Source organism: Stenotrophomonas sp. YJH_SMC_119 (assembly GCF_059368315.1).
Genome location: NZ_JCAFRP010000013.1, coordinates 12,894 through 32,579, shown reverse-complemented (window position 1 = coordinate 32,579; position 19,686 = coordinate 12,894). Strand labels below are relative to the sequence as shown.

General features: G+C 68.6%; 18 protein-coding genes. 6 read left to right on the top strand and 12 right to left on the bottom strand.

The features are described 5' to 3' along the window. Window positions 1–205: 205 nt before the first annotated feature. From AC5P6S_RS17120 to AC5P6S_RS17090, 7 genes are all read right to left on the bottom strand, one after another. Window positions 206–1,852: an MFS transporter gene (locus AC5P6S_RS17120; RefSeq protein ID WP_235643532.1), complete on the bottom strand. Its 1,647-nt coding sequence runs from the start codon at window positions 1,850–1,852 to the stop codon at window positions 206–208. After that, window positions 1,846–3,129 carry an alginate export family protein gene (locus AC5P6S_RS17115; protein ID WP_495204679.1) on the bottom strand — a complete coding sequence of 428 codons (1,284 nt, stop codon included), beginning with the start codon at window positions 3,127–3,129 and terminating at the stop codon, window positions 1,846–1,848. The genes AC5P6S_RS17120 and AC5P6S_RS17115 overlap by 7 nt, the downstream gene beginning before the upstream one ends. Next, complete coding sequence (locus AC5P6S_RS17110) at window positions 3,108–4,955, bottom strand: amidohydrolase (protein WP_495204690.1); 1,848 nt, start codon at window positions 4,953–4,955, stop codon at window positions 3,108–3,110. The genes AC5P6S_RS17115 and AC5P6S_RS17110 overlap by 22 nt, the downstream gene beginning before the upstream one ends. 119 nt (window positions 4,956–5,074) lie before the next feature. Continuing rightward, on the bottom strand, window positions 5,075–5,500 hold the full coding sequence (locus tag AC5P6S_RS17105) for a DoxX family protein (RefSeq protein WP_005410009.1): 426 nt from the start codon (window positions 5,498–5,500) through the stop codon (window positions 5,075–5,077). A gap of 2 nt (window positions 5,501–5,502) precedes the next feature. Continuing rightward, window positions 5,503–6,159 (bottom strand): hydrolase, encoded by a 657-nt coding sequence (locus AC5P6S_RS17100; protein ID WP_005410010.1) that lies wholly within the window; start codon window positions 6,157–6,159, stop codon window positions 5,503–5,505. After that, window positions 6,156–6,599, bottom strand: coding sequence for a helix-turn-helix transcriptional regulator (locus AC5P6S_RS17095; protein ID WP_049395203.1), 444 nt, complete (start codon window positions 6,597–6,599; stop codon window positions 6,156–6,158). The genes AC5P6S_RS17100 and AC5P6S_RS17095 overlap by 4 nt, the downstream gene beginning before the upstream one ends. Window positions 6,600–6,649: 50 nt before the next feature. Beyond that, window positions 6,650–6,982, bottom strand: a complete 333-nt coding sequence (locus tag AC5P6S_RS17090) for a hypothetical protein (protein WP_005413754.1) — start codon at window positions 6,980–6,982, stop codon at window positions 6,650–6,652. 96 nt (window positions 6,983–7,078) lie between these two features. Between AC5P6S_RS17090 and AC5P6S_RS17085 the strand changes: the two genes are divergently transcribed. Beyond that, a complete protein-coding gene (locus AC5P6S_RS17085; protein ID WP_065183519.1) occupies window positions 7,079–10,108 on the top strand; it encodes a sensor histidine kinase in 3,030 nt (1,009 codons plus the stop codon). After that, window positions 10,101–10,754, top strand: a complete 654-nt coding sequence (locus tag AC5P6S_RS17080; protein WP_043035219.1) for a response regulator — start codon at window positions 10,101–10,103, stop codon at window positions 10,752–10,754. The genes AC5P6S_RS17085 and AC5P6S_RS17080 overlap by 8 nt, the downstream gene beginning before the upstream one ends. A 42-nt stretch (window positions 10,755–10,796) precedes the next feature. Here the strand turns inward: AC5P6S_RS17080 and AC5P6S_RS17075 are convergent, their stop codons facing one another. Next, window positions 10,797–11,990: an MFS transporter gene (locus tag AC5P6S_RS17075; protein ID WP_049395181.1), complete on the bottom strand. Its 1,194-nt coding sequence runs from the start codon at window positions 11,988–11,990 to the stop codon at window positions 10,797–10,799. Between the two features lie 93 nt (window positions 11,991–12,083). Here AC5P6S_RS17075 and AC5P6S_RS17070 point away from each other — a divergent pair, with 93 nt between their 5' ends. Then, window positions 12,084–13,013 carry a LysR family transcriptional regulator gene (locus tag AC5P6S_RS17070; protein WP_043035217.1) on the top strand — a complete coding sequence of 310 codons (930 nt, stop codon included), beginning with the start codon at window positions 12,084–12,086 and terminating at the stop codon, window positions 13,011–13,013. Between the two features lie 93 nt (window positions 13,014–13,106). Here the strand turns inward: AC5P6S_RS17070 and AC5P6S_RS17065 are convergent, their stop codons facing one another. Beyond that, window positions 13,107–14,564: an amidohydrolase family protein gene (locus AC5P6S_RS17065; RefSeq protein ID WP_049395182.1), complete on the bottom strand. Its 1,458-nt coding sequence runs from the start codon at window positions 14,562–14,564 to the stop codon at window positions 13,107–13,109. Window positions 14,565–14,615: 51 nt separating this feature from the next. Next, entirely contained in the window at window positions 14,616–15,317 is a 702-nt protein-coding gene (locus AC5P6S_RS17060) for an ankyrin repeat domain-containing protein (RefSeq protein WP_049395183.1), read from the bottom strand. Window positions 15,318–15,439: 122 nt separating this feature from the next. Here AC5P6S_RS17060 and AC5P6S_RS17055 point away from each other — a divergent pair, with 122 nt between their 5' ends. Further along, window positions 15,440–16,321: a LysR substrate-binding domain-containing protein gene (locus tag AC5P6S_RS17055; RefSeq protein WP_005410020.1), complete on the top strand. Its 882-nt coding sequence runs from the start codon at window positions 15,440–15,442 to the stop codon at window positions 16,319–16,321. A 132-nt stretch (window positions 16,322–16,453) separates the two neighbouring features. After that, on the top strand, window positions 16,454–16,891 hold the full coding sequence (locus AC5P6S_RS17050) for a DUF3806 domain-containing protein (protein ID WP_012480567.1): 438 nt from the start codon (window positions 16,454–16,456) through the stop codon (window positions 16,889–16,891). Between the two features lie 77 nt (window positions 16,892–16,968). Here the strand turns inward: AC5P6S_RS17050 and AC5P6S_RS17045 are convergent, their stop codons facing one another. Further along, on the bottom strand, window positions 16,969–18,129 hold the full coding sequence (locus tag AC5P6S_RS17045) for an amidohydrolase family protein (RefSeq protein WP_043035214.1): 1,161 nt from the start codon (window positions 18,127–18,129) through the stop codon (window positions 16,969–16,971). Between the two features lie 182 nt (window positions 18,130–18,311). On the opposite strand from AC5P6S_RS17045, the gene AC5P6S_RS17040 reads away from it, so the two are divergent. Further along, window positions 18,312–18,953 (top strand): hypothetical protein, encoded by a 642-nt coding sequence (locus AC5P6S_RS17040; RefSeq protein WP_012480569.1) that lies wholly within the window; start codon window positions 18,312–18,314, stop codon window positions 18,951–18,953. Window positions 18,954–18,982: 29 nt separating this feature from the next. Here AC5P6S_RS17040 and AC5P6S_RS17035 read toward each other — a convergent pair whose 3' ends face one another. Continuing rightward, window positions 18,983–19,378, bottom strand: a complete 396-nt coding sequence (locus tag AC5P6S_RS17035) for a hypothetical protein (RefSeq protein ID WP_227860284.1) — start codon at window positions 19,376–19,378, stop codon at window positions 18,983–18,985. Between the last annotated feature and the right edge of the window lie 308 nt (window positions 19,379–19,686).

Below are 19,686 nucleotides of genomic sequence, written 5' to 3'. Positions count from 1 at the left end.
CGTCAACCGCCTCTGCTTCGGTAGTGCCGGCCGCTGGCCTGCAACCCCATCACCCATCGTGATCACGCGCAGCCGGCCAGCGGCCGGCTCTACCACCGGCGGGTCAACCGCCTCTGCTTCGGTAGTGCCGGCCGCTGGCCGGCAACCCCGATCACCCATCGTGATCACGCACAGCCGGCCAGCGGCCGGCTCTACCACCGGCGGGTCAGATGTCGGTGTGGTGATGCGGCACGGCGGCAGGCAGCGGGTCATGCCCACCCACGAAGTGACGCACCACGGGGGCACGCTCACCGCGATGCAGCTCCCGCAACACTTCCTGGATGGCCTTGTCATCAGCGGTGATGCGTTCGTGCTGGCGCAGGTGCTCGAGCCACGACGGGGTCACGAAATACTCCAGGTGGATGCCTGGACTGGCCACGTCCTCGACCACGCCCCAGACCACCGCGCCATCGCGGCGGCGGATCGTGCCCAGCGCGCGCATCTGCGACTGGAACGCGGCACGATCAGCACCGTCGATGCGGTACTCGATGGTGACCAGCACCGGGCCGCGATCGTTCGACACCGGCACCGACAGCTCGGGTGCGGGCCAGTGCCCGGCCGGACGCAGGTTCAGATCCTCGGTGCCAGCAATCCGCACGCGCCACACCAGCAGTCCGCCGATCACCGCACCTGCGGCAGCCACCAGCAACGCCAGCTCCGGCGAGGTGCGCTGTGCCAGCGCGCCCCAGCTCAGGCCACCGGCCGCCACGCCGGCCGAGAACACCATGATGTACAGCGCCAGCGCACGCGCGCGTACCCATGCCGGCACCGCCGTCTGCGCGGCGATCTGCAGCGACGACAGCACGGTGATCCAGGCGAAGCCATTGACCAGCATCACAGCCGGAAGCACGTACCAGCTGCGGGTCAGCGCCAGCCCGACCAGGCTGAGCGCCAGCGACAGCGTGGCCAGCAGCACCAGCAGGTCGCGATCCAGCTGCGCGCGCAGCTTCGGCAGCAGCAAGGCCCCACCCACTGCACCGATACCGATGCAGCCCAGCAGCATGCCGTACTGCCCCGCCCCACCCTGCATCTGGCCGCGTACCACCACCGGCAGCAGTGCATTCATCGCCGCAGCAAAGAAGAAGAAGCCCACCGACTTGATCAGCACGGCCTGCAGGCGTCCAGCGCGGCTGGCATAGCGCAGGCCCGCCTTCAGCCCTGCACCAAAGCCTTCCGGTGGCAGGCTGGATTGCTTGGGATCACGCTTCCAGCCCCACACCACGAACAGCATCGCGGCAAAGGTGATGGCATTGAAGCCGAACGCCCACACCGCACCCAGCTGCGCCACGATCACGCCACCAATGGCCGGGCCGATCGAGCGGGCGATGTTGATGCCGATCGAGTTCAGCGCCACCGCCGAGGCCAGCATCGGCTGCGGCACCAGCTCGGACACGATTGCGGCCTGCGCCGGCATTGCCATCGCTGCACCGCAACCCATGCAGAAGGTCAGCAGTACCAGCAGCTGCGGAGTCAGCATGTCCATCGCAGTCAGCGCCGCCATCACGGCCGCGACCAGCAGCATCCAGCCCTGGGTCGCCAACAGGTACCTGCGGCGATCGACGATGTCGGCCAGCGTTCCGGCGGCGAGTGCCAGCAGCACGATCGGCACCGTGGTGGCCGACTGCACCAGCGCCACCATCAACGGCGAACCGGTACGTTCGGCCATGACCCAGGCGGCCGCCACGTCATTGACCCAGGTGCCGATGTTGCTGGCCAGGATCGCCAGCCAGATCGAGCGGAACATCTGGATCTTCAGCGGGGACCAGGCACCTGCGGCCTGTACGGGGGGTTGCGACGCGCTTGCGTTCACCATTGCCATGCTCCAACGATCGAGGCGAACAGCGTGTCCTGGCCACCGGCCTGCTTCAGCGCAGGACCGGCATCGACCCAGGCCAGCTGCAGCTGCCATTGCCAGTGTTCGCTGGCCTGCCAGCGGGTTTCGGATTTGTATTGATTACCGATGCGGCGCGCAGCACCGGCACTGCCTGGCAACGCCACCAACGGCGCCGGCGTGGTGTAGACCGCATCGGCGCGACGATGCTTCCAGGCCATCTGTACGCCCAGCTCCGTCGTCACCGTGTCGTGCAGGCGCAGGGTCAGGGTCGGCTGCACGTCCATCAGATTGGCCGGGGCCAGCAGGCTGGCCTCGCTGAAGTAGGCCGATTTCGGGAACAGCGCATTGAAGGTCCCCAGGCGGCCGTCACGCGGATTGCCATCGCCACTGGCGATGTCGGCCTTCAGCCCCAGACGCGGCTGCAGCGGCAGCTCCGCCCAGCGCCACCCTGTATCGGTGGCCAGCGTCCAGGCGCGGATATCGAGCGTGCCGACGGCCGTTCGCAGTTCACCGCCCTGCGCCACCAGCTCGCTGTTCCAGTCCAGTGCACCGGCCTGGCCGAACCAGCGCGCACCCAAGGTCTGCCGCCGCTCGATGCCGGAACCCGCCGCGAAGCGTGCGCCTTCGCGGCGGTAGTCCAGCAGATACAGATCCCACTGCCCCGCGCCCTGCCCGCGTGCCGTGGTGGCATAGGCACCCCACAGGTGGGCACCGTGCTCCCCGCGATCATCAAAGGCACCCGGCCGGTTCTCCACCGGTCGCAGTGCCATCAGATCAAGCGTGCCGAGGCGGCCCTTCCAGCCCAGGCGCGCACCATCGAAGGCCAGGCGGATGTTCGGCCCATCGCGCACAGACAACAGTCGTGAGCTTCCGTAGCCGGCTTCCTGCCGACCGAGTTGCAGGTGGAAGCCGCCGCGCTGCCAGCGCCAATACGCCTGCTGCACGTCCAACGCGCTGCGGTCGGTGCGGCCGGGTCCGCCGGCCCTGCCATTCTCAGCATGCACGCCCAGCTGCAGCTTTGCCTGCCAGCGGTCCTCCACATAGGTGGCCGAGGCCAGCGCACGCAGCAGGCCATGGCCATCTTCGCTGCCACCGATACCGAACCGGGTCGGGTCGTAGTACAGGCCACGCACGCGCAGTGAGGCATCCCACTGCAATTGGCCGTCACCGGCATCAGTGCAGTGGCCACCCTCGCAGGCCAGCGCCAGCGATGGCACGGCCAGCAGCGCCAGGCTCAGAACGCGAAGCACGAGCATCCCATCGCGCCCCAGAACGCGGTCAGGTCATTGGTCGGCGCCGCGTGCTGCGCGGCATGCCCGTGCGCACCGTGGGTACTGCAGGCCACGCCGTGATGGCGGCGATGGGTGGTGGCCAACCCGGTGGCCGCACCGCCGACGTGGTAGCCACCGAACCGGTTGACCGGCGACCAGTCCGGCATCGCCGGCGGCAGCTGCGGCGCAAGGCCGGCGTAGTCGCCGTCGGCGTGCACGATGCGGCCGCCGACGACGGTCAGCAGGCTGGTGATGTCGGCGATCTGCGCGTCATCCACGCGGAAGAAGTCGGCCGAGAGCAGGATGAAATCAGCCAGCTGACCGGCTTTCAGCGTGCCCTTCACCGCTTCGTCGCCGGAGAACCAGGCGCTGCCTTGGGTCCACAGGCGCAGCGCCTGCTCGCGTTCGAGCAGGTTCTCATCGCCATACAGGGCCAGACCGCCCACGGTGCGCCCGGTCACCAGCCAGGACAACGCCACCCACGGGTTGTAGCTGGCCACGCGGGTGGCGTCGGTACCGGCACCGACCGGTACGCCATCGGCCAGCATGCGCTTGACCGGCGGTGTATGCCGCGCGGCCTGCACGCCATAGCGCTCGACGAAGGCTTCGCCCTGGTAGGCCATGCGGTGCTGCACGGCAATGCCGCCACCCAGCGCACGGATGCGTTCGATGTTGCGCGGGGTGATGGTCTCGGCGTGGTCGATGAACCAGTGCAGGCCATCGAACGGCACCTCGCGGTTGACCTGTTCGTACACATCCAGGATGCGGGTGATGCTCTCGTCGTAGGTGGCGTGGATGCGGAACGGCCAGCGCTTCTCGACCAGCAGCTTCACCACGTCGTGCAGTTCCGGCTCAAGCTCCGGCGACAGTTCCGGGCGGGGCTCGTTGAACAGTTCGAAGTCGGCGGCGGAGAACACCAGCATCTCGCCGGCACCGTTGTGGCGCAGCAGGTCATCGCCCTGGCGCGGCTGCAGGATCTCGCTCCAGCCACGGAAGTCATCCACTTCCCTGCCCTTGTTCTGGGTGAACAGGTTGTAGGCAATGCGCACCGTCAGCTGATCATCGCGGTGCAGCTGCTCGATGATTTGGTAATCCTCGGGATAGTTCTGGAAGCCACCGCCGGCGTCGATCACCGAGGTGATGCCAAGCCGGTTCAGTTCGCGCATGAAGTGGCGCGTCGAGTTCGCCTGGTACTCGATCGGCAGGCGCGGTCCCTTGGCCAGCGTCGCGTACAGGATCAACGCATTCGGCTTGGCCAGCAGCAGCCCGGTCGGGTTGCCCAGCGAATCGCGCACGATCTGCCCGCCCGGCGGATCCGGCGTGTCCTTGGTGTAGCCGCAGGCGCGCAGCGCGGCACGGTTGAGGAGTGCGCGGTCATACAGGTGCAGCAGGAACACCGGTGTATCCGGCGCGATGTCGTTGAGCTCCTGCAGGGTCGGCAAGCGCTTCTCGTTGAACTGCGCGGCAGTGAAGCCACCGACCACGCGTACCCACTGCGGCGCGGGCGTGCGGTCGACCTGGGCTTTCAGCATGTCCAGGGCGTCGCCCAGCGAGCGCAGGCCGTCCCAGTGTAGTTCCAGATTGTAGTTCAGGCCACCGCGGATCAGGTGGGTGTGGCTGTCGTTGAGGCCGGGCAGCAGGCGCCGGCCCTGGGCGTCGATCAAGGTCGCTTCATTGCCCCAGCCACGCATGATCTCCTCGTCGCTGCCGACGGCAACAATGCGTCCTTCCTGCACGGCCAGCGCCTGCGCATGCGGCTGCTGCGGGTCGAGGGTGGTGATGCGGGCATTACGGATGACCAGCGTGCTCATGCGACGCTCCTTGGAAGTGGAATCGAGTTCGGCACCGGCACGGCCGGCCAGACCGAGCGCAACAGCGGCGCCGCTGGCCAGCAGCACGTTGCGGCGGCCGTGATCGAGGGGATCGTGACTCATGCGAGGTCTCCCGGAAGGCGGTGGACGTCCAGTGCCCAGGTGCCGGGCCCGGCCAACGCGATGGCCAGCAGTACCGTGGTCCACATCAACGGGTACTCACTGCCACCGCGCATCCAGAACCAGCCCCTGGGCAGGGCCAACAGGACGGTGAAGCCGATGAAAGCAGCCGCTGCAAGCGCGGCGATGCGGGTCTGCCATCCCAGCAGCACGGCCAGCCCGGACAGCACCTGCAGCAGGGCCAGCAACAGCGGCAACGGTGCCACCGCTGGCAGCCCGAAGCCGCGCAGCTCGGTAGCGAAGCCGGACAGCCCCGGTCCACCGAACCAGCCGAACAGCTTGCCCAATGCGTGCGGCAGCAGGAAGCCTCCTGCCGCCACGCGCAGCATCAGCAGGGCCAGGTCGAGGCCATGGCCAGCCAGCATGCTCAGTGCCCGCCTTCCTGCGCGCCGAACATGCGCTTGGCGTACTGGATGCCGATGCCGTAGCCGCCGGCATGGTCGCGGGCAATGCCGGTGGTCAGGTCGTAGGTTTCACCGCGTGCCCAGTCGCGCTGCAGTTCAAGCAGGTACTGCACGCTGGTCATCGGCACCGCGCCGGCCTGCACCATGCGGGTGATCGCACGCTCGTGCGCTTCTTCGCTGACATCGCCGCAGGCATCGGTGATCACGTAGACCTCGAAACCCTGCGCCAGCGCCGACAGCGCCGGCCCGACGATGCAGACGCTGGTCCAGAGGCCGGCAAGCACCAGGCGGCGCTTGCCGATGCGGTTGATCTCATCGATCACCGGCTGGTCTTCCCAGGTATTCATCGAGGTGCGGTCGAACACCGGCTGGCCAGGGAAGATCTGCGGCAGTTCCGGGAACATCGGGCCGGAGAACGACGCTTCTGCAACCGTGGTCAGCACCACCGGCACATTGAAGCCCTTGGCCCCCTTGCTGATCAACGACACGTTGTTGCGCAGCGCGGAGATGTCGATGGTATGGGTAGCGAATGCCATCTGTGACTGGAAGTCGATCAGCACCAGGGCATGGTCGGTGGGCGACAACAGGGCCGGGGCGGGCGTGGCGGTGGCAAGGCTCATGGGTGGACTCCGTTGGAAACACGATCAGGGGGAAGCAACAGGGCTGCATCGCCGGCCAGGTACTGGCCGGGGCTGCAGCCGGTCTCGGCGCGGAAGCTGCGGACGAAATGGCTCTGGTCGAAGAAGCCGAGCTGCTGCGCCAGGCAGGACATCGGCAGGTGCTGGGCCGACAACAGCTGGCGCGCACGTTCGATACGGCGACGGCGTACATAGCGCAGCGGGCTGGCGCCGGTACCGCTGCGGAACAGGCGCACCAGATGGAAGCGACTGACGCAGGCGACGGCCGCCAGTTCGGTGACCCGCAGCGGCTGTGACAGGTGTTCATCGACATAGCGCAATGCACGCTGCAATGCGGCGACCTGCTGCGGCGCCAGTGAAGCGGCGGGCGGATCAGGCGGAAAGATGGTGGCCATGCGGGACGCCGCGAAGGGATGCCCCATGGTGCGTGACCCCTGCGTGATGCCCTACCCCCGTCGGTCGAGGCCAGCACCTACCCGAATGGGGGAGGCCGACGGCCGAGCAGGCGGCGCCCGAACAACCGCGCATCCAGTGAATAGGCGCCAGGGCCCAGCGCCAGCAAGGCCAGCGGCAACACCACCAGTGGCCACGGCAGTGCCTGTGCATACAGGCCCAGTGTTGCCGGCACTACCGCCAGCGGCGTCAAGACGCCCAGTGCAAGCATCGCCACCGCCAGCAGGCATAGTGCCGACAGCCAGCCCGCGTGCGTGCCCGGCGTGCACAATGCAGCGGCCACGCACAGCCGCAGCCACAGCAGGCCGATGCCCGGCCCGCGGTCGGGGAACATCACGAACAGGCGCTGCATGGCCGGACTCCACAGGACATGCCGGCGTGATAGCCGACCACGGCACCAGGCGCCTACCCCGTTCGGGTCACCCGCGGCTGCCCCGCACCTGCCAGAATGCGCGCCATGCACCGCCGCCCCTTCCCGTTCCTGCGTCGCCTGCCGGCGCTGCTGGCGTGCCTGCTGCTGTGGACCGCCCTGCCCGCCCTCGCCGTGCAGCGGCCGGCCGTGAGCAGCGGGTTGCCCGGCTACGAGCACACCGCCTGGCGGGTCGGCCAGGGTGCACCCGGTGACATCTGGGACATCAGCCAGGACCGTGACGGCCTGTTGTGGTTGGCTACCGGTTCGGGCCTGTACCGATTCGACGGACGTCGCTTCGAACGGCAGGCGCCACCGGCTGGCACCCGCTACCCGTCCACCAACATGGTCACGTTGGAACACAGCGCCGATGGCGCACTGTGGATCGGCTACTTCCAGGCAGGCATCAGCCAGTTCGCGCGCGGCCAGCTGTACAACTACGGCCGCGGCCAGGGCGTGCCGGTTGGCGTGGTACCGCACTTCAGCCAGGACCGAGACGGCCGCATGTGGGCAGCCATCAATGGAGGGCTGCGCGAGTTCGATGGCCAGCGCTGGCAGCCGCTGCCCGCAGACACGGGCGTTCCGGAACACCGCGTGCAATGGGTGCTGCACGACAGCCGTGGCACCTTCTGGGTACTGGCCAACCTCAGGATCTGGATGCGTCCTGCAGGCCAACCGCGTTTCGAGGACACCGGCATTGCTGTATCCCAGATGGCGACGCTGACCGAGAGCCCGCAGGGCGAAGTCTGGCTGGCCGACCGTGTGCGCGGCACCTCGCCGCTGGCCAATGCGCAGGGCCTGCTGCCGGACAGCGAACGCGAAGCGCGACGCCTGCCGGACCTGGTCGCCGCACGCCTGCAGTTCACTGCCGACGGCGCGTTATGGGCCACGATGAGTCCGCATGGCGGTGTGGCCCGGGTCACGTTCGACGGCAGCCGCGCCGTGCGCATGGAGCGCTTCGATTCGCCGCACGGGCTGACCGCCACCTCGGCCGTGCCGATCATCGCCGACCGCGAAGGAAATCTCTGGGTCGGCACCAATCTGGGCCTCAACCGCTTCCGCGTGCGCAGCGTGCACACGCTGGCGGTCGGCCCCAGTGATCCCTATCGCTCGCTGGTGCGGGCCAGCGATGGGCGTGTGTACGGCTACGGCGAGGACCTCAAGCCGTACGACCTGCGCCGGCCACTGCTGGAAGGCAGCGCCGCACAACTGCAGGCGGCCGCGCGCCGGGCGCCCACGCCGATCTGGCAGTTCGACTGGGTCAACCTGGCACGCACGGTGGCCGGCCACACCACGCTGATTCCGCTGCCCGAGCCCTTCACCGGGCAACCGCTGCATGCCCTGCTGTTCGCCGATGACGACCAGGCCTGGGTCTGCACCGGTGAACGTGGCGTGCTGCACTATCTGCACGGCCAGTGGCAGCGCGAAACGCGCCTGCCCGAACAGGCCTGCTCATCACTGGCGCTGGATGCCAATGGCCAGCTGCTGCTCGGCTATGCCGACGGCCGGCTGCGCAGCATGGGCGCGACCCGCATCGAAACCTTCGATGCCAACCACGGGCTGTTGGTCGGGCCGGTCACCGCGCTGCTGCACCACCAGGACCTGTTGCTGGTGGCCGGTGAGGCCGGGCTGGCCGCCCGCCTCGGCAATGGCCGCTTCATGCCGGTCAGCACCGACATGGCCGGCGTGCTGGAGGGCATCACCGGCATGGTTGCCGATGCGCACGGTCACCTGTGGCTCAATGGCAGTCGTGGCCTGGTCCGGTTGGGGAGCGATCAGTTGCGGCGGGCGCTGCGTACCGGGCAGCCGGTGACGCCACGCCTGTTCGATGCGGTGGATGGCATGCCGGGCATCGCCCTGCAGAGCGGACCGATCCCCACCGCCGTGCTGGCCGACGACGGCCTGCTATGGCTGGCCACCAACCAGGGCCTGGCCTGGCTGGACACCACCCGGTCGCACGTCAATGCGATGGCTCCCAGCGTGCGCATCGGCGACGTGCTGCATGGCAGCGAACGGCAACCACTGCGGGACGGCCTGCGCCTGCCGGCCGGCACCAGCCAGCTGCAGATCGACTACGTGGCGCTGTCGCTGGCACGCCCGGAACGCAACCGCTACCGCTATCGCCTGTCCGGCGTTGACGATAGCTGGCAGGACGCGGGCAGCAGCACCCGCGCGTATTACACCAACCTCGCGCCAGGCAACTACCGGTTCGAGGTGGAAGCCGCCAATGAGGACGGCATCTGGAGCACCGCACCGGCCAGCCGCAGCTTCCGCATCGCGCCTACCTTCATCCAGACCGTGTGGTTCAAACTGCTGTGCACCGCCGCCGTGCTCGCACTACTGGTGCTGGCAGTACGCATCCGCAGCGGGCAGCTGGCCGCGCTGTTCCGTGCGCGCCTGCAGGAACGCAATGGCGAACGCGAACGCATCGCGCGCGACCTGCACGACACCCTGCTGCAGGGCAGCCAGGGCCTTATCCTGCGCCTGCATGCGATCAGCCAGTCACCCCAGACCCCCGAGCCGGTGCGCAGCCAGCTGGAGTCGGCGATGCAGCTGGCCGAGCGCAACCTGGCCGAGGGCCGCGAGCGGGTCAATGCGCTGCGCGAGGGGCCGTTCGCGGGTCGCGACCTCGCTTCGGCACTGGCCGATGTGCACGCCGAGTATGCCGGGCACGGCACCAATCCGCTGCGCCTGACCGTGGAAGGCCCCCACCCACCGCTGCAGGCTGATGCCGCCGAGGAAGTGTTCCTGATCGGACGCGAGGCGATCCGCAATGCGCTGCGCCATGCCAATGCCAGCGCCATCGAAGTGGAGCTGTCCTACGGCACGCGGTGCTTCCTTCTACACGTGCGCGATGATGGCGTGGGCATCGCCGACGAAAATGCCGGCCATGGCCATTGGGGCCTGCAGGGCATGCGCGAGCGCGCGCAGCGCCTTGGCGCGGAACTGCAGCTGTGGACCCGCCCCGGGCTGGGGACCGAAGTCGCGCTGGCAGTTCCCGCCCGGCGCCTGTATCACCGCCGCCCATCACGTTGGCGCTGGCCCTGGAGTAGAACGAGCCATGACTGAAACCCCTGCCCCGATCGGCGTACTGGTGGTCGACGACCACCCGCTGCTGCGTGACGGCCTGGCCGCCCTGCTGGGCGCACAACCCGATCTGCGCCTGCTCGGTGAAGCCGCCGACGGCGAGGAAGCCATCGCACGCTACCAGCAGCTGCAGCCGGACGTGGTGCTGATGGACCTGCAGATGCCCCGCCTGGATGGTGTGGAAGCCATCGTGCGGATCCGCGCGACGGACCCGCGCGCGCGCATCATCGTGCTGACCACCTACCGCGGTGACGTACGTGCGGTGCGGGCGTTGCAGGCCGGCGCCAGCGCCTACCTGCTGAAGGACATGCTGCGCCACGAGCTGGTCGACACGATCCGCATGGTTGCGGGCGGCCGGCGCGCGCCGATTCCACCAGCGGTGGCGGCGAGCATCGCCGCGCATGTGGTGGAAGACCGGTTGTCGCCGCGCGAGACCGAAGTACTGCGGCACGTGGCCGGTGGCCTGTCGAACAAGCGCATCGGCGAGCGCATGCAGATTTCCGAGCAGACGGTGAAGGCGCACATGAAGAGCCTGATGGACAAGCTCGGCGTGGGCGATCGCACGCACGCGGTGACCCAGGCGCTGCGGCGCGGCATCATCAGCCTGGACGACAGCGGTCACGATTAGTGGGTTGTTCGGCAGGGCTGCAAGCCCTGCCGAACGCCCCCCTTACTTCAAGCGCAGGAGCAGGCTGCCGCCCGCACACACCACTGCCAGCCAGGCCACGCCGTGCCACCCCCACTGTGCCAGCGCCAGGCTGCCCAGCGCACCGCCGGCGGCCATGCCGATGAACATGCCCGTGAACAGCAGCGCATTGAGGCGGCTGCGGGCCGGCGGCACCAGGCCATAGACCAGCGTCTGGTGCGCCACCAGCGCTGACTGGAAACCGAAGTCGAACAGCAGCGCACTCACCACCAGCAGCGGCAGCAGCGCGGCGGCCGGCATCCAGGCTTCGGCCAGCAGCAGCCCGAAACCCAGCAGCGCCACTGCGATCGCCAGCCGCGCCACCGTATGGCAACCCAGGCGATCGGCGAAACGTCCTGCAAACGGCGCAGCCAATGCGCCGGCCGCACCGGCGATACCGAACGCACCCGCCGCCGCACTGCCCAGGCCCAGGCGGGCATGCAGCATCAGCGCCAGCGTCGACCAGAACGCGCTGAAGCCCACTGCCAGCAACGACTGGCTGGCCACCGCACGGCGCAGCTGCGGCTGCTCGCGCCACAACGCCAGCAACGAACCCAGCAACGCCGGATAGCGCAGCGTGCTGGTCGGTGCGAAACGCGGCAGCGCGCGCGCCATCACCGCGCCCATCGCCGCCACCGATACCGCAGCCAGTACGAACTGCGTGCGCCAACCCCATGCTTCAGCCACCACGCCACTGACCACGCGCGACAGCAGGATGCCGAGCAGCAGGCCGGTCATCACCCGGCCGACGATCTGGCCGCGTTGTGCATCCGGTGCCAGCACCGCAGCGGCGGGCACGATGTCCTGCGCCAGCGTGGCCATCAGCCCGACCAGCAGGCTGGCCATCAGCAGCCCCGGCAGGTGCCCGGCCATCGCTGCGGCGCCCAGTGCCAGCGCCAGCAATGCGGACTTCAACAGGATCAGGGTGCGGCGGTCGAAGCGGTCGCCCAGCGGTGCCAGCAGCAGGATGCCCAGCGCATAGCCGAGCTGGGTCAGGGTAGGTACCAGGCCGGCGGCGCGCTCGCCTGCGCCGAGGTCCTGGGCGATCAGGCCCAGCATCGGCTGGCTGTAGTACAGCGAGGCGACCGAGAAGCCGGCGCCGGCCGCCATTGCCAGCACCAGCGGGGTGGAGGGTGCGGTCGCGGGCGCGGCGGCGACGGATAGCGAAGGGGTAGACATGGGGGAGTCCGGTGGAGGAAGTGGACGTATCCTGCCGGTATTCGCCCGGCGTCTGTAGTAGGCTCCTGCACATACACTTCATACGTGAAACGCATGAATGACCTCGCCACCGGCGCGGATCGCCTGGATCTGCTGCGCACCTTCCTGCGCATCGTCGATGCCGGCAGCCTGTCTGCTGCTGCCGTGCAGCTGGGCACCACCCAGCCGACGGTCAGTCGCCGCCTGCAGGCACTGGAGCGACAGCTCGGCCTGCGCCTGCTGCAGCGCTCCACCCACGGCCTGCAGCTGACCGAAGATGGCCTGCGCTGCCAGCGCCATGCGCAACGCGTGGTCGACGAATGGGAGTCGCTGCAGGCCGAACTGCACGGCGAACCGGAAACGCTGCGCGGACGCCTGCGGGTAATGGTGCCGCACGCCTTCGGCCAGGCGCAGCTGCTGCCGACCATGCTCGCGTTCCTCGCCCAGCACCCACAGCTGAGCCTGGAGTGGATCCTTGAAGATCGTCGCCCGGATTTCATCGCCGAAGGCATCGACTGCGCGGTGCGGGTGGGTCCGGTCGACGAACCGCGCATGGTCGCACTGCCGCTCGCCGAAGTGCCGCGCATCGTCGTGGCAGCGCCGTCGCTGGTGCAGGCCACCGCGATCAGCACACCAGAACAAGCGCAGGCACTGCCGTGGATCTCACTGGTCACCTACTACCGCGAACGCCTGCTGCTGCATGACGCACAGGGCCGCGCGCATACGCTGTCGATCAGCCCACGCCTGCTCAGCGACAACCTGTTCGTGGTGCAGCAGGCCGCACGCGCTGGGCTGGGCGCAGCGGTGGTCTCGGCCTGGCTGGTAGCCGACGATCTCGCACAGGGGCGGCTGGTACAGCTGCTGCCGGACTGGCAGGCGCCGGCACTGCCGGTGCATGTCGTGTTTCCTGCTGCGCGCCAGCAGCCGCCGCGGCTGCGCGCCTTCATCGATGCGATGAAGGCCGCACTGCCGCAACTTCATGGAATGCGGCCGGCACCGCGTTAGGCCAGCGGCCGCGTCATCCACGCATGGCGTGGATGCCGTCCAACCCCATAGGGTCGGATCCCTTCCCACCGGGAAGGGCTCTGACCCTGTCGGTCACTGCGTCTTCGCCGCCTCGGCATTCCACGCCGCGACCTTGGCCTTGGTCTCGGCCAGCATCTTGTCTAGTGCGGCGCGGTCATACACGCTGCCACGCAGGATCACGCTGTCGATCTTCCCGGTGGCGGCGATGTCCTGCAGCGGGTTGGCGGTCAGCAGCACCAGATCGGCGGCCTTGCCCTGTGCGACACCACCGTAGCGGTCCATCTGGCCGAACCAGGCCGGACCGGAACGGGTTGCGGCCGACAGCGCCTGCGGTGCGGTCAGGCCTTCCTTCACGAACAGCTGCAGTTCCTGGTGCAGCGCGATGCCCGGGAAGTTGAACGAATTGAGGAAGCCCGCATCGGTACCGGCGATGATCGTCACGCCCGCCTCCTGCAGCAGCGGCAGCACCGCGGCCACCTGGTGGTACTGCGCGTGGCGCGCTTCAATCTGCGCCGGCGTGGCCTTGGCTGCGCGGTCCACGCGCCACTGGTAGGTCGCGCGCAGGCCAGGGCCGATGTAGGCCAGGTACGGATCGTTGGCGTGGTCATCCTGGTCAAGGAAGTCGAGGATGCGGCCACCGTTGAGGGTCGGGGTCACGAATACGCCGCGCTTTGCGAAATCACGGTAGGCATGCATCGCAGTGTCACGGTCGAAGCTGGCGTCGAGGCGCCGGTTGGCTTCGGCACGGTCGATGCGGCCGGCTCCAAAGTCAGCGGCGATCTGCGCCTCATCCTTGCTGCCGGCCTTGAATGCGTAGTCCAGATGCTCGATCGAAGCCAGGCCGGCATCGACCGCCTGCTCCACGGTCAGTGCCATCGGAATATGCCCCGAGGCTTTGAAGCCGGCCTTTCGCGCAGCGCTGGCCGAGTACAGGAACAGTTCCGGCTTCAGCGTGCTGTCGGTGATCTTCACGAAATCGACCTTGTCATGCTGCAGGCGGGTAATCGCCTTGTCGGCGTCGGCCTCGCTGCCCACTTCGATCGTGCCCTTCCAGACCGGCTTGATGCCTTCGATCTTCGCGCCGGAACTGAGCAGGCGCGGGCCGAACAAGGTGCCCTTGGCGATCTCGCCACGCCACTGCAGCACCTGCTCGGGCAGATCGCCGGAGCAGTCACGCACCGTGGTGATGCCATGCGCGATGTACAGCGGCAGCAGCGCCTTGTTCTCTTCGATCAGCGCCGGACCACCACCGAAGTGCACATGCATGTCCCACAGGCCCGGAATCAGGTACTTGCCCTTGGCATCGATCTGGCGGGCCGCACTCCATTGGCTGCGCAGCTGCGCGTCCGGACCGACGGCGACGATGTCCTCGCCACGGATCACCACGCTCTGCCCGGCCAGCGTGCTGGCGTGCTCGACATCGACCACGGTGGCATTGCGGATCAGCAGGTCGGCGCGCTCGGCGGCAGACGCCGACAGCGGTGCTACCGCAAGGAGGATGGCAAGGGACAACGGACGGGAACGGAACATGGACAGCATCCTGATGGGCACGCCCAGCGTGCGGGTGGAAGGGGGTTGCATTCAACGCACCGCGCCGTGCTGGCGCAGCAGGGTCTCAATTCCGGTATAGCCGCGCTGGCGCGCGTGCGCCAGCGGCGTCACGCCGTCGCCGTCGGCAAGCTCCGGGTCGGCACCGGCCTCCAGCAGCAGCTGCACGATCTGCACGTGGCGCGCACCGCCATCGCCGAGCAGGATCGCTTCCAGCAGCGCGGTCCAGTGCAGCCGGTTGACATGGTCCACCGCCACACCGGCCCGCAGCAGCGTGCGCACAGTGGCGACGTGACCGCGCTCGGCGGCCGGAATCAGCGCGGTGCCGCCATAGCGGTTGGTGCTGCGCAGATCGGCGCCATGCGCCAGGGTCATCGCCAGGATCTCGTCCAGGCCGCGCGCACCGGCGTACAGGTAGGCGCTGTCCTGCAACGCGTCCTTGGCGTTGACGTCTGCCCCGGCCTCGATCAGCTCACGCGCGGCATCCACGTTGTTGCCATGCGTGGCCAGCAGCAGCGCGGTGCGGCCCTGGCCATCGCGCGCCTCCAGCGTGGCGCCATCCTCGATCGCCTGTCGCACCGCATCGGCGTCGCCGCGGCTGGCGGCATCCCGCAGGCGCGCGTCTGCGTCGGCCCTGGACGTGGCGGTGCAGGCGGGGGTGACCATGGCCAGCAGGCACAACAGCAGCACGCGCGTTAACGGCGCAGGCCAGCCAGCGGAATGATGGACGCGCATGACAGTGTCTCCTCATGTCCGTCGCCACGGAACGCCGTGCGACGGTAGCAACAGCCGGGCATTGCCGGCCCCTGCCCTGCATGGTAAAAGTCGGCCTGGGTATCCAGAAGTGAAATGTTCAAATGCAAGACAGTGCCAAATCGAATAGAACCCTGTTCGAACTGGACCTGCTGCGGGCGCTGGTGATGGTGGCCGACTGCGGCAGCTTCACCACGGCGGCCACGCGCCTGCATTCGACCCAGTCCACGGTCAGCCAGAAGGTGCGCCGGCTGGAGGAACTGGCCGGGCATCGCCTGCTTGAACGCGGCCATCGCGACGTGCACCCCACCGATGCCGGCCACACCCTGCTCGGCTACGCGCGGCGCATGCTCGACCTGAACGAGGAAATGGCGCAGGCGCTGGCCGGTGCGACGGTGGAGACCGCGGTCCGCATCGGCGTGCCCGAGGATTTCGTCAACGCGCAGACCACGCGCATGCTGGCCGCCTTCAGCCGTCGCCACCCGCAGGTGAAGCTGGAGATCAGCAGCGGCCTCAGCCGCGACCTGGCGCAGGGCTTCGACCACGGCGAGCTGGACCTGGTGCTGGTCAAGCAACGCCGCAACAGCCGCCAGGCGGTGCATTGCCGGCGCGAGCCGATGCACTGGATCGACAGCCTGCGCAGCAGCTGCCTGCAGCAGGACCCGCTGCCGCTGGTCACCTTCCCGCCGCGCGGGCTGTACCGCGACGAGATGATCCATGCCGTGGAAGCGCTGGGCCTGCGCTGGCGCATCGCCTTCACCAGCTCGTCGCTGAGCGGCATCCAGGGCGCGGTGGCCGATGGCATCGGCATCAGCCTGCTGCCGCGCCGCGCGGTCAGCCGCGAGCACCGCATCATCGATGGCGAGCGCGAGCTGCCGGTGATCGACAACTACGAGATCGGCCTGCTGCATCGCGCGGACGCCGATGATGCCGTGCGCGCACTGGCCAGCGAGCTGTGGCGGCAGGTGCAGCGCGAACCGGAATGACCACGGTAGATCCACGCCATGCGTGGATGCCTTTCGCGCATCACGCATCGAAACATGGTCACTCCGGCCGTGTAGCGGGCAACAATCGCCTCGTAGAGTGCCTGTTGTTTCCGTGCCCCACGGCGCCCTGCCATGTCCGACGAAATCCCCACCCGCTTCGATCCCCTGCCCGCTGCCCTGCAGACGCATCTGCAGCACCAGCGCTCGCTGATCGCCGCGCGCGTGGCGGCCGGCTTCCCGACGTTGCCGGTGCAGTGGCCGCTGGCGGCCAGCACACTGCAGCGCGTGATCGATGCCAAGCTGATCGACCGTGCCGACTGCGATGGCTGGGAAGCGCTGGGCGTGGCATTCGGTGACACCCTGGCCCAGCGCGTGCCGGGCCTGGCCTGGATGCAGGTCACCGATGCATGGGGCATCGACGCGGTGCTGCGTTATGCCGACAGCAGCCTGCAGATCGGCGCCAGCACACTGCTGCTCAAGCGCGTCGAACAGGGCGAGATCATCGACATCGCCCACCTGCTTGCGTGGCTTGAGGAATTCGTCGCCACCCGCGCCGACGATTACGCCTGACGGTACATCGGGGTAGATCCACGCCATGCGTGGATGAATGAGACCACGCGATGGCGCATCCACGCCATGACGTGGATCTACAGCCAGCGGCCGTCGACCACCACGCGGCGCTCCACCGGCACCCCGGCCACAGCGGCCGGGCCGTGGTCGGCACGCACGGCCACGAACGTCGCCGGCCGGCCTTCGGCAATACCATGCTGCGGCAGGCCGATCGCCTGCGCGGCGTGGGTGGTGACCATGTCCAGCGCCAGCATCAGGTCGGCATCGGTGTAGAAGCCGGACCGGTAGCCCAGCAACATCGCCCGCTGCAGCAGGTCGCCGTTACCGTACGGCCACCAGCAGTCGCGGATGTTGTCGTTGCCTGCGAACACGCGCACACCGGCATCATGCAGCGCGCGCAGCGGCGGGAAAGGATGATCGCCCGGCGCGTTGCTCATGATCGCCACACCCGCCGTGGCCAGTGCTTCGCCCACCTGCAGCGCGCGCGCCAGCGGCACGTCGCCCAGCGAATAGGCATGGCTGACCGCAACCCGCCCCTGCAGGCCGGCGGCCCGCGTCCGCGCCGCGATGCGCAGCAGCTGGGCCAGGCCGGTTTCGCCGGGCTCGTGCAGATGGATGTCCAGCTGCACGCCGTAACGCTCGGCCAGGCCGAACAGCAGCGCCAGCTGGCCTTCGGCATCACCATCGAGCGTGGTCGGGTCGATGCCGCCGAGCACCTCCACGCCCGCGGCAAGCGCCTGCTCCAGTACGGCGGCGGTGCCGGGACAGGACATCACCCCGGCCTGCGGAAACGCCACCAGCTGGATCCGCATGATGTCGGCGCAGCGCAGTGCCGCCTCGCGCACCGCTTCGAGATGGCCGAGACCGGTGCTGCCGTCGATATCGACATGGCAGCGCATCGCCACCGTACCGAAAGCACTGCATTGGCGGATCAGCGCCTCGGCACGGTCCACCATCGGTGCCGCACCCGCCACCGCCGCCTTCTCCACCGCCAGCCGCTCACGCAGGCTGTTCACCGGCTGGTGCGGGTGCCAACGGTCGCCGACGAAGCTCTTGTCGAGGTGAATGTGGCCGTCGACCAGCCCGGGCAGCACCGCGAAGCCCTGCAGGTCGACGCATTCCGCCGCGTCGGCCGGCGCCGCCTCGCCATTGAGCCCGCTGATGCGGCCATCACGGATATGGAAATGCAGTGGCGCACCGTCGCGGTCGACACCGCCATGGACGAACTGGAGGGTCATCGGGAACTCCCGGAATGCCAAGAATGGCGCCATCGTGCGCCTCGCCGCAGCCATCGGCCAACGAAATATCTGGATGGCACGCATTCACCAGAACGATGACTGCCCTGCGACAACCGGTCGCAGCCACGCCGTGCACACCCCTGAACGGGTAACATGGGCGCCTGTTTCCGCTGTGATGCCGCATGGGCCCATCCGACCGCCACGATCGTCTCCGCCGCTGGCAGGCCGCGTCCCTGCTTGCCGCCGCCCCGATCGCCAGCCTGTCCGCCACTGATGCGGCGGCCGCTGCGCCGCTGCAGTCGCCGCCGGGTCAGCAGCGCATTGCCCCGGCTGCACTGGTCGAGCGCCTGCACCAGCGCGTGCTGTCCGGGCAGAGCGCCACTGCCACGCTGGAACACTGGTGCGCCGAGCACGGCCTGGCCGAACAGGCGCGGGTGCGTGCAGTGCGCGTACACGGCCAGGACAAGCCTGCCCCCGCCGACGTGCTGCAGGCGCTGGGTGTGAAGCCAGGTGCCGAGCTGCGCTATCGCCGCGTGCAGCTGGTCTGCGGCAGCCGCGTGCTGTCCGAGGCCGACAACTGGTACCTGCCCGGCCATCTCAGCCCGGCCATGAACCAGGTGCTGGACAGCACCGACGAACCGTTCGGTCGCGTGGTCGGCCCGCTCGGTTTCCAGCGCCAGACCTTGGCCGACCAGACGTTCTGGCCGCCGCGGGGCGAAGGCGACCGCGGCGTGATCCTTGAAGTGCGCGCCCTGCTGCGCGACCGCCAGCAGCAGCCTTTCAGCTACGTCATCGAGTCGTACCTGCAACAGGCGCTTCCGTAACGCGCCGTGGCGCCGGTCATCCGCCGGCGCTACGGGCCCGTGATGCCGTTGGCGGCCGGATCCACCGAGAACACGAAGCGCCCGCCATGCTGGTCCCTGCCCCATGTCATCGGCGCCGTGGCCAGGCTGTAGACCGGGGCCACCTTGTCCATGCCGATCGCCTCGGACCAGGCACTGAAATCCTCATCGGTACGGCTGCGGATCTCGCCAACGCACAGGCTGTAGCCGCAGGCAAAAGACACCAGCGTGCCGTCGTTGCCGATGAGCCGGGTCGCGGCCGCCCTGTAGAGCCGGGTCAGGTCCTGCACTTCCAGGTGACCGGCTGCATCGCGCTCGAACTGGCTGATCGCCTGCGCGAAGGCCTTGTCGGAACCCAGCACCGCCTCGCTCTTCTGTGCGGACACCGCACCCTCGTTCAGCAGCATGCGCTCGCCCTCGAGGAAGTGACCCTCCGGTTGCGCGAGCCCAGGGGCAGCCGTCGTGGTACTCGATGCCGTTGGCACGCGCGCTGATACAGCATCGGTCGCGGGGTTGGAAAGGGACGGCGCAGGCGCGGCATTGGCCACCTCCGCGGCATCCTCCACGCTGGCCGCCTGCCTGCCACTGCAACCTGCAATGGCCAGCACGGCAATCACACTCCACCCCCTGACATCCATGCGCATCCTCCTCCGTGTATCGCCCCAGCATGCCATGTGCGCGCCGGCAACACGGATGCACTGCACAAAGAAAAGCC